We start from the raw sequence: 14,117 nt of genomic DNA, 5'->3' as shown, positions 1-14,117 counted from the left end.
GGAGATGACACCGGTCCTCGCGGCTGAAGAGGGCTTCTGGGCCACTGCCTACCCCGTGCTCCCGCACCCGGGTGAGCTGCTGGTCGGCACGATCTGCTTCGTCATCCTCCTGGTCGTCGCCTACAAGCTGGTCGTTCCTCGCCTGGAGACCATGCTGGCCCAGCGCCAGGCGGCCATCCAGGGCGGCATGGAGAAGGCTGAGAAGGCCCAGGCCGAGGCGGCTGCGGCGCTGGAGGAGTACCGCGCCCAGCTCGCCGACGCCCGTGCCGAGGCGGCGCGCATCCGCGAGGAGGCGCGCGCCGAGGGCGCCAAGATCATCGTCGAGATGCGTGAGCGCGCCGCCGCCGAGGCGGAGCGCATCACGGAGTCGGCGAGCCGCCAGGTCGAGGCCGAGCGCCAGGCGGCGGTCACGTCGCTGCGCACCGAGCTGGGTGGCCTGGCCACCGAGCTCGCCGGTCGCATCGTGGGCGAGTCCCTCACCGACTCCGCGCGCCAGTCGCGCATCGTGGAGCGCTTCCTCACCGAGCTCGAGCAGTCCTCGCCCGAGGAGGTGCGCGCCAGCGCCACCTCCGCGGAGCCGGCTGCCCCGAGCGCCGGGGGGGCCACGGGCTCCCACGCCGCGCCGCGGGGCACGGCCCGCTGATGCGCGGAGCCTCGCGAGACTCCCTCGCCGCCGCCCAGGAGCGGCTCGAGCCGCTCCTGGCGCGGGGCGGGGCCTCCGCCCTCGGCCAGGAGCTGTACGCGGTGGCCGGTCTGCTCGACTCCTCGGTCGGGCTGCGCCGGGCGCTGACCGACAGCAGCCGCGCCGAGGCAGACCGCGCCGCCCTGGCCCAGCGCCTGCTCGCCACCCAGGTGTCCGGCCCCACGCTCGACGTGGTGTCCGGCGTGGTGCGGGCCCGCTGGTCCGAGCAGCGCGACCTGGGCGACGCCCTGGAGGCGCTCGGCACGCAGGCCATGCTGGCCGGCGCCGAGTCCGACGGCGTGCTCGACACGGTCGAGGACGAGCTGTTCCGCTTCTCGCGGCTGGTGGACGGCGACCGCGCCCTCACCTCCGCCCTCGACGACGGCCGCGCCACCCCGGCGCAGCGAGGGGCGCTGGTCGACGACCTGCTGGCCCGTCGCGCCGACCCCACCACGGTCGCGCTCGTGCGCCAGGTGGTCACCGCACCGCGCGGGCGCCGGGTCTCCGGCGCCCTGGACGACCTCCTCGAGGCCGCCGCCGCCCGGCGCGCGCGCCTGCTCGCGGTCGTCACCGCCGCGGTGCCCCTCACCGCCGTGCAGACCGACCGCCTGGCGGCCGGCCTCGCGCGCGTCTACGGCAAGCGGGTCCAGGTCCAGGTGGACGTCGACCCCGAGGTGCTCGGTGGCCTGCGCGTGCAGGTCGGCGGCGAGGTCCTCGACGCCAGCACCGCCAGCCGCCTGGCCGCAGCCCGCCGCCGCGTGGTCGGCTGACCCCGCCGCGGCGGGGACACTAGACACACTGACGAACCACCCACGAACAGGGAGCAGGGACAGACGATGGCGGAGCTCACCATCCGGCCTGAGGAGATCCGCGGTGCGCTGGAGGACTTCGTCTCCTCCTTCTCGCCCAGCGGCAGTTCCCGCGAGGAGATCGGCACGGTCAGCGAGGCCGGCGACGGCATCGCCCGCATCGAGGGCCTCCCGGGCGCCATGGCCAACGAGCTGCTCCGCTTCGAGGACGGCACCCTCGGCCTCGCGCTGAACCTCGAGGAGCGTGAGATCGGCGCCATCGTGCTCGGCGAGTTCGCCGGCATCGAGGCCGGCCAGCCCGTGCACCGCACCGGCGAGGTGCTGTCCGCCCCCGTGGGCGACGCCTTCCTCGGCCGCGTCGTCGACCCGCTCGGCAACCCGATCGACGGCCTCGGCGAGATCAAGGCCGAGACCACCCGCGCCCTGGAGCTCCAGGCCCCGTCGGTGGTGCAGCGCAAGTCGGTGCACGAGCCGCTGCAGACCGGCATCAAGGCCATCGACGCGATGATCCCGATCGGCCGCGGCCAGCGCGAGCTCATCATCGGTGACCGCCAGACCGGCAAGACGGCGATCGCGCTCGACACGATCATCAACCAGAAGGCCAACTGGGAGTCCGGCGACCCCAAGAAGCAGGTCCGCTGCATCTACGTGGGCATCGGGCAGAAGGGCTCCACGATCGCCTCCGTGCGCGGCGCCCTCGAGGACGCCGGCGCGATGGAGTACACGACCATCGTGGCGTCCCCGGCCTCCGACCCGGCCGGCTTCAAGTACCTGGCCCCCTACACCGGCTCGGCCATCGGCCAGCACTGGATGTACGGCGGCAAGCACGTCCTGATCATCTTCGACGACCTGTCCAAGCAGGCCGAGGCCTACCGCGCCGTGTCGCTGCTGCTGCGCCGCCCGCCGGGCCGCGAGGCGTACCCCGGTGACGTGTTCTACCTGCACTCCCGGCTGCTCGAGCGCTGCGCGAAGCTCTCCGACGAGCTGGGCGCTGGCTCGATGACCGGCCTGCCGCTCATCGAGACCAAGGCCAACGACGTCTCGGCGTACATCCCGACCAACGTCATCTCCATCACGGACGGGCAGATCTTCCTGCAGTCCGACCTCTTCAACGCCAACCAGCGCCCCGCGGTGGACGTCGGCATCTCGGTGTCCCGCGTGGGCGGCGACGCCCAGATCAAGGCCATGAAGAAGGTCTCGGGCACCCTGAAGCTGGAGCTGGCGCAGTACCGGTCGCTGCAGGCGTTCGCGCTGTTCGCCTCCGACCTCGACGCCGCCAGCCGCAACCAGCTGGCCCGCGGCGAGCGCCTCACGGAGCTGCTCAAGCAGCCCCAGTACTCCCCGTTCCCGGTGGAGGAGCAGGTCGTCTCCGTCTGGGCCGGCACCAACGGCAAGATGGACAAGATCCCGGTCGAGGACGTCCGCCGCTGGGAGACCGAGCTGCTCGAGCACCTGCGCCGCAACGACATCGCGCTGTCGACCATCCGCGAGACCGGGCAGCTGGGCGACGACACCGTGGCGGCCCTCACCAAGGCCGTCGACGACTTCAACGCCGGCTTCCGCACCTCCGAGCAGGGCGGTGGAGCCGACTCCAGTGCCGCTGGCGAGGACGCGCTGGACGACGTCCAGAACGAGCAGATCGTCCGGCAGAAGTCCTGACGTGACCGCACCGACGATGACGACGACGACGAGAGGAGGCTCCGGTGGCCGGGCAGCTGCGTGAGTACCGGGGTCGCATCAAGTCGACCCAGTCGATCCAGAAGATCTTCCGCGCGATGGAGCTCATCGCGACGTCGCGCATCGCCAAGGCGCGCCAGGCGGTGGCGGCCTCCAGCCCCTACGCCCGGGCGCTGACGCGGGCCGTCTCGGCGGTGGCCACCTACACCGACGCCGAGCACCCCCTGCTCACCGAGCGGGAGGACCCGAAGCGGGCCGCGGTCCTCGTCGTGACGAGTGACCGCGGCATGGCGGGCGCCTACTCCTCGAACACGCTGCGCGAGGCGGAGCGCCTCGTCGCGACGCTGCGCGAGCGGGGCGTCGAGCCGGTCCTGTACGTCCTCGGCCGCAAGGGCGTGACGTACTACCGCTTCCGCCGGCGCGCCATCGAGGCGGAGTGGACCGGCTCCTCGGAGTCGCCCACGTACGAGCTGGCCGACGAGGTGGGCGAGGCCCTGGTGGCCGCGTTCCAGCGCGGAGGTGCCGACGGCGGCGTGGACGAGATCCACGTCGTCTCGACGCGCTTCCTGTCGATGGTCACCCAGGAGCCGCAGGCGCTGCGGCTCCTGCCGCTCGAGGTGGTCGAGGGCGTCGAGGCGCCCCCGTCCAACGAGGTGCTGCCGCTCTACTCCTTCGAGCCGGACCCCGAGACCGTGCTCGACGCGCTCCTGCCGCGCTACATCAGCGCCCGCATCTACAACCTGCTCCTGCAGGCGTCCGCCAGCGAGCACGCCGCTCGCCAGCGCGCGATGAAGGCCGCCGGCGACAACGCCGACGACATCATCAAGGACTTCACCCGGCTGGCGAACCAGGCCCGCCAGGCGGAGATCACGCAGGAGATCTCCGAGATCGTCAGCGGCGCTGACGCCATGACCTCGGCCCGCTGACCACCGCCTAGATCGTCCGCTGAGAGGACCGCACCGAGATGACCGCGATCGCCACCGAGCGCCCCCACTCCGCCGCAGCCCCGGCGACCGGCCGCATCATCCGGGTGACCGGACCGGTCGTCGACGTCGAGTTCCCGGCGGACGGGATGCCCGACATCTACAACGCCCTCACCATCGACTACACGCTGCTGGGCGAGGCGACCTCGCTGACCCTCGAGGTGGCCCAGCACATCGGTGACAACCAGGCGCGCGCCATCGCGCTGAAGCCAACCGACGGCCTCGTGCGCGGCATGGAGGTCAAGGACACCGGCAGCCCGATCTCGGTGCCCGTCGGTGACGTCACCCTGGGTCACGTCTTCAACGTCAACGGCGTGCCGCTGAACCTCGCCGAGGGCGAGAAGCTGGAGATCACCGACCGCTGGCCGATCCACCGCAAGGCGCCGGCGTTCGACCAGCTCGAGTCGAAGACCACGATGTTCGAGACCGGCATCAAGGTCATCGACCTGCTGACCCCGTACGTGCAGGGCGGCAAGATCGGCCTGTTCGGCGGCGCCGGCGTGGGCAAGACGGTGCTGATCCAGGAGATGATCCAGCGCGTCGCCCAGAACCACGGCGGTGTGTCGGTCTTCGCCGGCGTGGGGGAGCGCACCCGCGAGGGCAACGACCTCATCGCGGAGATGGAAGAGGCCGGTGTCTTCGACAAGACCGCGCTGGTCTTCGGCCAGATGGACGAGCCGCCGGGCACCCGCCTGCGCGTGGCGCTGAGCGCCCTGACGATGGCGGAGTACTTCCGCGACGTCCAGAACCAGGACGTGCTGCTCTTCATCGACAACATCTTCCGCTTCACGCAGGCCGGTTCGGAGGTGTCGACCCTGCTGGGCCGCATGCCCTCCGCGGTGGGCTACCAGCCGAACCTCGCCGACGAGATGGGCGTGCTGCAGGAGCGCATCACCTCCACCCGCGGCCACTCGATCACCTCGCTGCAGGCGATCTACGTGCCGGCTGACGACTACACCGACCCGGCCCCGGCCACGACGTTCGCCCACCTCGACGCGACGACCGAGCTCTCGCGCGAGATCGCGAGCCGCGGCCTGTACCCGGCCGTGGACCCGCTGAGCTCCACCAGCCGCATCCTCGACCCGCGCTTCCTGGGTCAGGACCACTACCAGACCGCGACGCGCGTCAAGCAGATCCTCCAGCGCAACAAGGAGCTGCAGGACATCATCGCGATCCTCGGCGTCGACGAGCTGTCCGAGGAGGACAAGGTCGTCGTCAACCGCGCCCGCCGCATCCAGCAGTTCCTCAGCCAGAACACCTACATGGCGGAGAAGTTCACCGGCGTCGAGGGTTCGACCGTCCCGCTCAAGGACACCGTCGAGTCCTTCCGGATGATCGCTGACGGCGAGTACGACCACGTCGCCGAGCAGGCCTTCTTCAACGTCGGCGGCATCGAGGACGTCGAGAAGAAGTGGGCGCAGATCAAGAAGGAGACCGGCGAGTGAGCCTGCAGGTGCAGGTGGTCTCGGCCGAGCGCGAGGTGTGGACGGGCGAGGCCACCATGGTCCTGGCCCGCACCCTCGAGGGCGAGGTCGGCATCCTCACCGGTCACGAGCCGATGCTCGCGGTCCTCGCCGAGGGCGAGGTCCGCGTGGACGGCGTCGGCGGCAGTGGCGGCGTGACCGCCCACGTGGACGGTGGCTTCCTGTCCGTCGAGCACGACACCGTGCTCGTCGTCGCTGAGCGCGCCCGCGTGGGCGAGCGAGCCTCCAGCTGACGGGGTTGCCGCTCGAGGCCCTGCTCCTCGACGTCGCGATCGCCGCGGCGTCAGCCCTGGTGCTGCTCGCCCTCCTCCTCGTGGCGGTCGCGCTGCGCCGGCGGGCGCTGGTGAAGGTGCCCGGCAGCTTCGAGTGCGCCGTGCGCCGCCGCGGGCGGGCGTGGACCGTGGGCATCGGCAGGTTCGGCAGCCACCACGTGCAGTGGTGGAGCGTGCTGTCCCTGCGCCCCGGTCCGCGCTCGACGTGGGCGCGCACCGACCTGGAGGTGGTCGGGCGCCGCTCACCGGGCGCCGAGGAGGGGCTGGCCCTGCAGCCGGGGGACGTCGTGGTGCGGTGCACCCACCGCGGCGCCTGCCTGGAGCTGGGCATGAGCCCCGACGCGGCGACCGGTTTCACCTCCTGGCTGGAAGCGGCCCCGCCGGGGTCACCCGGCGGCCACCCGGCGCTGTAGGGCCGCGCTGCAGGGCCGCGCGGCTCGAACTGCTCGAGCGGGCTGGCCGCTACGCGGCCTCGAGCAGGGCGCGCGCGATGCTCGCGTCCTCGGGGAAGACCAGGACCCGCGGGCCGTCGGTGGTGGGTGCGAGCGTGGCGCGCAGCCCCGCGGCCACGAGGCGCTGCCGGTCCACCTCAGCCTCGACGAACGTGCCCGGCTCGCTCACCACCACGAGCAGCCCGTACTCGCTGGCCCGGCCGGTGCGCGGCTTGCGGGCCACCACCGAGTGACCCCGGGAGAACGTCCAGCGGAGCGCGAGGACGAGCACGCCCAGCATGAGCAGGGACAGCCCGAACGTCGTCCACACCCCGAACGCCGTGCCGCTCGCGCTCACTCCCATCCGCCCATGGTGCGGCAGGGCAGCAGGCGGCACCAGCCTCAGAAGAGCCGGGACTCCACGTCGTCGACGCCGCGCAGCGCGTCGTAGTCGAGCACCACGCAGCGGATGCCGCGGTCGGTGGCGAGCACGCGCGCCTGGGGCCGGATCTCCTGCGCCGCCAGGACGCCCTCCACCGGGGCCAGCAGCGGGTCCCGGTTGAGCAGCTGCAGGTAGCGGGTCAGCTGCTCCACGCCGTCGATCTCCGCCCGGCGCTTGACCTCCACCGCCACCGTGCCGCCGTGGGGCGAGCGCACGAGCAGGTCCACGGGGCCGATGGCCGTCGGGTACTCGCGGCGCACCAGCTGGTGGCCCTCGCCCAGCAGCTCGACCTGCTCCGCCAGCAGCTTCTGCAGCTGCGCCTCCACGCCGTCCTTGACCAGACCGGGGTCGGTGCCGAGCTCGTGGGTGGAGTCGTGGAGCACCTCGTGCACCGCCACGACCAGGCGGTCCTCGGTCTTGGCCGAGCGCACCGTCCACACCTCCTGCGCCCCGGCCGCGGCGTGCGGGCCGTCAGCGGGGGCCACCGCCAGCGAGCACGGCGGGCTCATCCAGTTGAGCGGCTTGTAGGAGCCGCCGTCGGCGTGCACGAGCACGCTGCCGTCGGCCTTGACGAGCAGCAGTCGGGTGGCGAGGGGCAGGTGGGCGTTGAGCCGCCCCTCGTAGTCGACCGAGCAGCGGGCGATGACGAGGCGCACGAGCGCGCACGTTACCGAGCCTCGTGGATGGCCGGTGATGGCTGGTGATGCCGGATGATGGTGAGGTGCCGCGCCGTCGTCCCCAGCCCGTCCCGCGCTCCGCCGGCCGGCGCGGTGCGCGGTCGCAGGCCCGGCAGGCGACGGCGCCCGAGCCCACCCGCCCGGTCGGCTGGGCCACCGGGGAGAGCGGTCCCGACGGCGACTGGCTCGTGCGCGCCGTGCCGGGCGCGGCGGCCCTCAAGCCCTACCGGTGCCCGGGCTGCGACCAGGTCATCCAGCCCGGCACCGCGCACGTGGTGGCCTGGCCCGCGGACGCCCCGCCCGGGGTCGGTCCGTCGGAGCGCCGCCACTGGCACCGCTCCTGCTGGCGCGCCCGCGCCCACCGCCGTCCCCGCTGAGGGCGCTCCGGGCGCAGAGCACGTCGCCGCGGGCCCGCTGAACCGCCGCGGGGCGCCCCGCCCGTGGCTACCGTGGGCGCATGCTCGTCGCGTTCTCCGTGTCCCCCGGCAACGCCAGCGACGCGGACGGCTCGGTGACCGACGCGGTCGCCGCGGCCGTGCGCGTGGTGCGCTCCAGCGGGCTCCCGCACCGCACGGACGCCATGTTCACCACGCTCGAGGGGGAGTGGGACGAGTGCATGGACGTGGTGCGCCGCGCCTGCGAGGCGGTGGCCAGCGCCAGTCCGCGCGTGTCCCTCGTGCTCAAGGCCGACATCCGGCCCGGCCGCACGGGTGAGCTGCAGGGCAAGCTGGACCGGCTCGAGGCCGCCGTCGAGCGCGCCGAGGGCGAGCCCGGCCGCGGCCAGTGAGCCGGTGAGCCGGTGACCGAGGTCAGCCCCCGCCGGGCGGCCCGGCGCGCCGACTCCCGCGCGGCCCGTCGCGGGCTTCCCGCCCTGCTCGTCCGCCGGCTCGGCGCCCGGTCCCGGGACGGCAGCCGCCCCACCCGGCGCTGGGTGGGCGCGCTGGGACTGCTCGCTGTGCTCCTGCTCGCGGGGGGCGCCCTGCTGGCCACCGTGGCGCGCCCGGCGCAGCGCACCACCGCCGTCCTCCCGGTGGGCGCGTCCGCGCCGCTGGTGGTCCTGTCCGCGGAGCTGCTGAGCGCCCGGGAGGGGCGCGTGGTGGTCAGCGCCCGCGGCGACGGCCCGGTCCTCGTGGCCCGCGGCAGCGCCGAGGACGTCCGTGCCTGGACCCGGGGCACCGCCGCCGCAGCGGCCACCGGGCTCGACGACGACGGCGGCGTGCGCGTCGAGCGGACCGACGGCGCCGCCACGGCCCCGGACCCCTCCGGCAGCGACCTGTGGACGGCGCAGCAGCGCGGCCAGGGCAGTGCCGAGCTGGACCTCGCAGGCGGTTCCGGGGCGGGCGGGCTCGCCCCGGAGGCGGTGCTGGTGGCCTCCGACGGCACGGCACCGGCCCCCGCGCAGGTGGATCTCACGTGGAGCAGCCGCCCGGTGCCGCTGGTCGCGGTCGTCCTGCTCGTCGTCGGTGCCGCCTGCGCCGCCGCCGCGGGGACCGCGGTGGTGCGTGCTGTGCTCGTGGTGCTGCGATCGCGGGCGTCAGCGGAGGCCGTCCCGTGAGGCGCCTGCGCATCCGCGTCGTCGTCGTGGTGGCCACTGCCGGCGCCCTGGCCGCGGTGCTGCTCGGGGGGCTGAGCGCGTGCGGGGGCCCCGCGGCCACAGAGCGCGCGGCGGCCGCCGGCACGGCACCGGTCGCCTCCGTCGCAGCGCCGCAGGTGGCGCGCATCCTCAGCGCGGTGGCGCAGGCGTCCGGTGACGGGCTGGAGGCCCGGTACGCCGGGGCCGAGCTGGAGGTGCGCCGCGCGGCCCTCACCGTGCGCGCCGCCGTCCCCACGAGCCCCGAGCCCGCACCGCTGGCCGGGCAGCAGCTCCTCACGGCCGTGCCCCCCGCCGGGACCTGGCCGCGCTGGTTCCTCACCGCCCTCCAGCCGGGTGGGGGCGCGGTCCCGCAGGTGGTGGTCCTCGTGCAGGAAGGACCGCGCAACCCCTACCGGGTGGTGGCCTCGGCGGCCGTGCTGCCGGGGGCCGCCCTGCCGCAGCCCGCGTCCAGCGGCGGTGCCGCCGAGGCACTGCCCGCTGACGCCCCGGGCCTGGTGGTGACCCCGGCTCAGGCCGTGGCCGGCTACGCCGACGTCCTGACCCGCGGGGACGGCTCCCCGGCCGCCGCCGGGCTGGCCGAGGACCCGCTGCGCACCCAGGTCCTCGCCGAGCAGCGGGCCGAACGGGACGGCGTCTCCGGCTACGTCGACTACGCGGCCGCCCACGCACCGCGGGAGGGCGCCCTGTGGTCGCTGCGCACCACCGACGGGGGAGCGCTCGTCGTGGGCGTCCTCGCCGGGAAGCGCACGTTCACCCCCCGCGGCGCCGGGGTGGTGCAGTCGCTGCCCCCCGACCTCGCCGCGCTCGCCGGGCGCTCCTCCGCCCCGAAGGGCCTGGACGTGTCCACCGCAGAGGTGGTGGTGCTGCGGGTGCCGACGTCGGGGCAGGTGGCCCTGGTGGCGGGGCAGCGGGGCACCACCGGGGTGGCCGTCCGCTGACCGGGCTGGGGGAGGATGGGGGCATGAGCACTCCGGCGAGCCGCCCCGGCCCGCGCCTGAACCTGCGCGGCGCCGTCGACCTCTCTGGCCTGGCCAACCGGCCCCAGCGCCCCGCGGCGCCGCCCAGCGCCCCCGCGGCGCCCGTCGGCGACGGCGCGGCACCTCCCGCCGAGCAGGCTCCTGCCGGCGGCGCCAGCGTGGTGCTCGACGTCACCGACGCCGAGTTCTCCTCCCTGGTGCAGCTGTCCGCCCAGGTGCCCGTGGTGGTGGACCTGTGGGCCACGTGGTGCGGGCCGTGCAAGCAGCTCTCCCCGGTGCTGGAGCGCCTGGCGGAGGAGTACGCGGGCGCCTTCCTGCTGGCCAAGGTGGACGTGGACGCCAACCCGCAGATCGCCGCGGCCTTCCAGGTGCAGTCGATCCCCACCGTCGTCGCCGTGCTGGCCGGCCAGCCCGTGCCCCTGTTCCAGGGCGCCTACCCCGAGCCCCAGGTCCGGCAGGTCCTCGACGAGCTGCTCAAGGTCGCCGCGGCCAACGGCGTCACCGGCCGGGTGCCGGGCGCCGCCGGGGGGATCGGCGAGGGCGAGGCCGGCGCCGACGGCGGCCCCGCCGAGCCGCCCGTGCCCCCGCTGCACGCCGAGGCGCGCGAGGCCATCACCCGCGGCGACCTCGACGCCGCGGCCGACGCCTACCGCCGGGCGCTCGCGGAGGCGCCGGCGGACGCGGAGGCGGCGGTCGGGCTGGCCAGCATCGAGCTGCGCCGCCGCACCCGGGGCACGCAGGCACCGCAGGCCGTGCGCGCCGCCGACGACGCCCCGGCCGACGTCCAGGCCGGGCTGCTCGCCGCCGACCACCAGGTGCTCGCCGGAGACGCCGAGGGCGCCTTCGCCCGGCTCGTCGCGCTCGTGCGCACCACCCACGGCGACGAGCGCGACGCGCTGCGCGCCCGTCTGGTGGAGCTGTTCGAGGTGGTCGGCGCGGACGACCCGCGCGTCGCCACCGCCCGCCGCACCCTCGCGGCCGCCCTCTACTGAGGCCCCCGGCTGAACGGCCGGCCGCCCGCCCGGCCGGCTACCGACGACGACGGCGCCCCGCCGCTGACCTGGTCAGCGGCGGGGCGCCGTCGTCGTCCTCGAGAGGCTGTCAGGCCTGCTCGTCCTCGTTCTTGAGGTACTCGGGCGGGTCGGCGGCGACGACCAGCTCGTCGAGCGCCGCGCCGTCGGTCTCACGGGCCTCGGCCTCGGAGACGTCGGTGGCCTCCGCGGCCTCCGAGGAGGTCGCGGTCCCCGCGGCGGCCACCGCTGCGGTGGCCGGTGCGGCACCCTCGGCCGGCGGCCACTCCTGCGGGGTGAACCAGACCGCGCCCAGCGGCGGGATGCGCACCAGCGCCGAGGCCGGCTGGCCCCAGTGCGGCTCCGCGGCCACCTCGACCGACCCGCCGTTGGTGACGCCCGACCCGCCGTAGCGGGTGTCGTCGGTGTTGATGACCTCGGTCCAGGTGCCCGCGCCGGGGAAGCCGAGGCGGTAGTCCTCGTGGGGCACGCCCGCGAAGTTCACGATGAACACCAGCGGGCGCCGCTCGGAGTCCCAGCGGATGAACGAGAACGTGTTGTGCGAGGAGTCGTCAGCGCTGATCCACGAGAAGCCCGCGGGGTCGGTGTCGAGCTCGTACAGGGCCGGGGTCCCCTTGTAGACCCGGTTGAGGTCGGTGAGGGCCGCCAGGACGCCGGCGTGCAGCGGCTGGTCGAGCAGCCACCAGTCCAGCCCGCGGCCCTCGGACCACTCCGCCTCCTGGCCGAACTCCTGGCCCATGAAGAGCAGCTGCTTGCCCGGGTGGGCCCACATGAACGCGAGGAAGGCGCGCAGCGTGGCCACCTGCTGCCACCGGTCCCCGGGGGCCTTGCGCAGGAGCGAGCCCTTGCCGTGCACGACCTCGTCGTGGCTGATGGGCAGCACGTAGTTCTCGGAGTAGGCGTAGACCATCGCGAAGGTCATCTCGCCGTGGTGCCAGCTGCGGTTGACGGGGTCCTCGCCGAGGTAGCGCAGCGAGTCGTGCATCCACCCCATGTTCCACTTCAAGCCGAAGCCGAGGCCGCCGGCGTCGGTGGGGCGCGTGACGCCCGGCCACGCCGTCGACTCCTCGGCGATCATGACGATGCCGGGGACCCGCTTGTACGCCGTGGCGTTGACCTCCTGGAGGAACTCGATGGCCTCCAGGTGCTCCCGCCCGCCGAAGCGGTTGGGCACCCACTGCCCGCTCTGGCGGGAGTAGTCCAGGTAGAGCATCGAGGCGACGGCGTCCACGCGCAGGCCGTCGATGTGGAACTCCTGCAGCCAGTACACAGCGTTCGCCACGAGGAAGTTGCGGACCTCGGGGCGGCCGTAGTCGGGCACGAGGGTGCCCCAGTCGGGGTGCTCGCCCTTGCGGGGGTCGGGGTACTCGTACAGCGGCTCGCCGTCGAACCGGGCCAGCGCCCACTCGTCCTTCGGGAAGTGCGCGGGCACCCAGTCGAGGATGACGCCGAGGCCCGCCCGGTGGAGGCGGTCGACGAGGTACTTCGCGTCGTCGGGGGTGCCCAGGCGCGAGGTGGGGGCGTAGTAGCCGGTGACCTGGTAGCCCCAGGACCCGCCGAAGGGGTGCTCGGCGATCGGCAGCAGCTCCACGTGCGTGAAGCCGGCGGCCGAGGCGTACTCGGCCAGCTGGTCGGCGGCCTCGCGGTAGTCCAGGCCGGGACGCCAGGAGGCCAGGTGCACCTCGTAGACGCTCATCGGCGAGGTGGTCGCGTCCGTGCGCGCCCGCTGCGCGATCCACTCCTCGTCGTTCCAGCTGTACGTCGACTCGGTGACCACCGACGCCGTCAGCGGGGGCACCTCGGTGGCCCGCGCCATCGGGTCGGCCTTCTCGACCCACCCGCCCGACTGCGTCTGGATGCGGAACTTGTAGCGCGTGCCCACGCCGACCCCGGGCAGGAAGACCTCCCAGACCCCGGAGCTGCCCATGTTGCGCATGGAGCTCTGGCGCCCGTCCCAGCCGTTGAAGTCGCCCACCACCTGCACGGCGCGCGCCCGGGGCGCCCAGACCGCGAAGGACGTGCCGCGCACCTCGCCCATGGCTCCCGGCCAGCGCTGCACGTGGGCGCCCAGGACGGTCCACAGCTCCTCGTGGCGGCCCTCGGAGATGAGGTGCAGGTCGAAGGGCGTCAGGGTGGGCAGGAACCGGTACGGGTCGTCCAGGAGCTGGGCGCTCTCGCCCGGCATCGTCACCTCGACCCGGTAGTCGGTGACGGCGTCCCCGGGCATGACGGCCGCCCACACGCCCTCGGCCTGGTGGGTGAAGGGCGTGCGCACGCCGTCCGGCGTCAGCAGCACCACCTGCTCGGCCAGCGGCCGCAGGGTGCGCACGGTGATGGTGCCGTCCGGGGCCTGGTGGGCGCCCAGGACGTCGTGGGGGAAGGGGCTCTCACCCCGCGCCACCTGGCGCAGGAGCTCGACGTCGAGGCTGGCGGGAGCCTGGCTGGTGTCCATGACCCTCACCCTGGCACGAGGTCACCATCGCTGCTACGGGGCCGCCGCCGAGCACGCGCAGCGGCCGCGGCGGCCGCCGGGGGGCGGCCGGCCGCGGCCGAGCGGGCGGGGCCCGGGCGTGTGCCCGGGCGCTGCCTCACGCCGCGCTGACCACCCGCGCGCGGCGGTCGGCGCCGAGCGCGACGCCCAGCAGCAGCAGAGCGCTGGCCAGGTGGAGGACGTTGTCGGCGTCGTTGAGGGCCAGCAGGTTCAGGTGGCTGGTCGGCGAGGCGATGAACAGCCCCAGCACGCCCACCAGCAGGTAGACGGCGCCGATCGTCCCGTTGGTGGCGCGGGCGGCCGCCAGCCGGCGCGACGCCAGCAGCAGGGCGACGCCGATCGCGACGTGGACGACGTTGTGCAGCGGGTTGACCTCGAACACGACCAGCGTGCGGCCGCCCATCGGGTCGGCGAAGCCGCTGAAGCCCGTCAGCGCGAAGCCGACGACGCCGACCAGCAGGTAGACCGCTCCGAAGACGAGGGCGACCAGGCGGTTCAGGCCTCGGCCGCTCGTGCTGGTGATCTGCGACACGGGTGACTCCCTCCACGGGTCCGGCGAGCGGCGTG

General features: G+C 74.4%; 16 protein-coding genes. 12 read left to right on the top strand and 4 right to left on the bottom strand.

Annotation, left to right across the window (positions count from 1 at the left end; translation table 11 throughout):
* The first annotated feature begins 4 nt into the window (after positions 1-4).
* From H7K62_RS06695 to H7K62_RS06665, 7 genes are all read left to right on the top strand, one after another.
* Entirely contained in the window at positions 5-643 is a 639-nt protein-coding gene (locus tag H7K62_RS06695; RefSeq protein WP_186717177.1) for a F0F1 ATP synthase subunit B, read from the top strand.
* A complete protein-coding gene (locus H7K62_RS06690; RefSeq protein ID WP_186717176.1) occupies positions 643-1,452 on the top strand; it encodes a F0F1 ATP synthase subunit delta in 810 nt (269 codons plus the stop codon). Before H7K62_RS06695 ends, H7K62_RS06690 begins: the two co-directional genes overlap by 1 nt.
* A gap of 66 nt (positions 1,453-1,518) precedes the next feature.
* Complete coding sequence (gene atpA / locus H7K62_RS06685) at positions 1,519-3,150, top strand: F0F1 ATP synthase subunit alpha (RefSeq protein WP_186717175.1); 1,632 nt, start codon at positions 1,519-1,521, stop codon at positions 3,148-3,150.
* A gap of 44 nt (positions 3,151-3,194) precedes the next feature.
* The gene (locus tag H7K62_RS06680; protein ID WP_186717174.1) at positions 3,195-4,094 is read left to right on the top strand and encodes a F0F1 ATP synthase subunit gamma; all 900 of its coding nucleotides are present in this window, start codon (positions 3,195-3,197) and stop codon (positions 4,092-4,094) included.
* 38 nt (positions 4,095-4,132) lie between these two features.
* Positions 4,133-5,596, top strand: a complete 1,464-nt coding sequence (atpD, locus tag H7K62_RS06675) for a F0F1 ATP synthase subunit beta (RefSeq protein WP_186717173.1) — start codon at positions 4,133-4,135, stop codon at positions 5,594-5,596.
* Positions 5,593-5,868 (top strand): F0F1 ATP synthase subunit epsilon, encoded by a 276-nt coding sequence (locus tag H7K62_RS06670; RefSeq protein ID WP_186717172.1) that lies wholly within the window; start codon positions 5,593-5,595, stop codon positions 5,866-5,868. The genes atpD and H7K62_RS06670 overlap by 4 nt, the downstream gene beginning before the upstream one ends.
* 5 nt (positions 5,869-5,873) lie before the next feature.
* On the top strand, positions 5,874-6,320 hold the full coding sequence (locus H7K62_RS06665) for a DUF2550 domain-containing protein (RefSeq protein WP_222437203.1): 447 nt from the start codon (positions 5,874-5,876) through the stop codon (positions 6,318-6,320).
* Positions 6,321-6,369: 49 nt separating this feature from the next.
* On the opposite strand, the gene H7K62_RS06660 is transcribed toward H7K62_RS06665, so the two are convergent.
* Together H7K62_RS06660 and nucS are read right to left on the bottom strand one after the other, a co-directional pair.
* Positions 6,370-6,702 carry a hypothetical protein gene (locus tag H7K62_RS06660; protein WP_186717171.1) on the bottom strand — a complete coding sequence of 111 codons (333 nt, stop codon included), beginning with the start codon at positions 6,700-6,702 and terminating at the stop codon, positions 6,370-6,372.
* 38 nt (positions 6,703-6,740) lie between these two features.
* Positions 6,741-7,436, bottom strand: a complete 696-nt coding sequence (gene nucS, locus H7K62_RS06655) for an endonuclease NucS (RefSeq protein ID WP_186717170.1) — start codon at positions 7,434-7,436, stop codon at positions 6,741-6,743.
* Between the two features lie 47 nt (positions 7,437-7,483).
* Here nucS and H7K62_RS06650 point away from each other — a divergent pair, with 47 nt between their 5' ends.
* The 5 genes from H7K62_RS06650 (at position 7,484) to H7K62_RS06630 (ending at position 11,020) form a co-directional block, all read left to right on the top strand.
* Positions 7,484-7,834 (top strand): hypothetical protein, encoded by a 351-nt coding sequence (locus H7K62_RS06650; protein ID WP_222437202.1) that lies wholly within the window; start codon positions 7,484-7,486, stop codon positions 7,832-7,834.
* Between the two features lie 80 nt (positions 7,835-7,914).
* Positions 7,915-8,244, top strand: a complete 330-nt coding sequence (locus H7K62_RS06645) for a thiamine-binding protein (protein WP_186717169.1) — start codon at positions 7,915-7,917, stop codon at positions 8,242-8,244.
* Positions 8,245-8,256: 12 nt separating this feature from the next.
* On the top strand, positions 8,257-9,012 hold the full coding sequence (locus tag H7K62_RS06640) for a hypothetical protein (RefSeq protein WP_186717168.1): 756 nt from the start codon (positions 8,257-8,259) through the stop codon (positions 9,010-9,012).
* Positions 9,009-9,989, top strand: a complete 981-nt coding sequence (locus H7K62_RS06635; protein ID WP_186717167.1) for a hypothetical protein — start codon at positions 9,009-9,011, stop codon at positions 9,987-9,989. Before H7K62_RS06640 ends, H7K62_RS06635 begins: the two co-directional genes overlap by 4 nt.
* A gap of 23 nt (positions 9,990-10,012) precedes the next feature.
* Positions 10,013-11,020, top strand: coding sequence for a tetratricopeptide repeat protein (locus tag H7K62_RS06630; protein ID WP_186717166.1), 1,008 nt, complete (start codon positions 10,013-10,015; stop codon positions 11,018-11,020).
* 109 nt (positions 11,021-11,129) lie between these two features.
* Here H7K62_RS06630 and glgB read toward each other — a convergent pair whose 3' ends face one another.
* Positions 11,130-13,511 (bottom strand): 1,4-alpha-glucan branching protein GlgB, encoded by a 2,382-nt coding sequence (glgB, locus tag H7K62_RS06625; protein ID WP_186717165.1) that lies wholly within the window; start codon positions 13,509-13,511, stop codon positions 11,130-11,132.
* Between the two features lie 136 nt (positions 13,512-13,647).
* The gene (locus tag H7K62_RS06620) at positions 13,648-14,082 is read right to left on the bottom strand and encodes a DUF4383 domain-containing protein (protein ID WP_222437201.1); all 435 of its coding nucleotides are present in this window, start codon (positions 14,080-14,082) and stop codon (positions 13,648-13,650) included.
* Positions 14,083-14,117: the final 35 nt, after the last annotated feature.

Source organism: Quadrisphaera sp. RL12-1S (genome assembly GCF_014270065.1).
In the GTDB taxonomy this organism is placed as follows: Bacteria; Actinomycetota; Actinomycetes; order Actinomycetales; family Quadrisphaeraceae; genus Quadrisphaera.
The sequence above is the reverse complement of the archived record's forward strand: the minus strand, read 5'-3'. Positions and strand labels throughout refer to the sequence as shown.

Coding starts and splice junctions, on each gene's coding strand:
- H7K62_RS06645 (WP_186717169.1), top strand. CDS start 7,915: ATGCTCGTCGCGTTCTCCGTGTCCCCCGGCAACGCCAGCGACGCGGAC.
- H7K62_RS06630 (WP_186717166.1), top strand. CDS start 10,013: ATGAGCACTCCGGCGAGCCGCCCCGGCCCGCGCCTGAACCTGCGCGGC.
- H7K62_RS06650 (WP_222437202.1), top strand. CDS start 7,484: ATGCCGGATGATGGTGAGGTGCCGCGCCGTCGTCCCCAGCCCGTCCCG.
- H7K62_RS06695 (WP_186717177.1), top strand. CDS start 5: ATGACACCGGTCCTCGCGGCTGAAGAGGGCTTCTGGGCCACTGCCTAC.
- atpD (WP_186717173.1), top strand. CDS start 4,133: ATGACCGCGATCGCCACCGAGCGCCCCCACTCCGCCGCAGCCCCGGCG.
- H7K62_RS06690 (WP_186717176.1), top strand. CDS start 643: ATGCGCGGAGCCTCGCGAGACTCCCTCGCCGCCGCCCAGGAGCGGCTC.
- glgB (WP_186717165.1), bottom strand. CDS start 13,511: ATGGACACCAGCCAGGCTCCCGCCAGCCTCGACGTCGAGCTCCTGCGC.
- atpA (WP_186717175.1), top strand. CDS start 1,519: ATGGCGGAGCTCACCATCCGGCCTGAGGAGATCCGCGGTGCGCTGGAG.
- H7K62_RS06660 (WP_186717171.1), bottom strand. CDS start 6,702: ATGGGAGTGAGCGCGAGCGGCACGGCGTTCGGGGTGTGGACGACGTTC.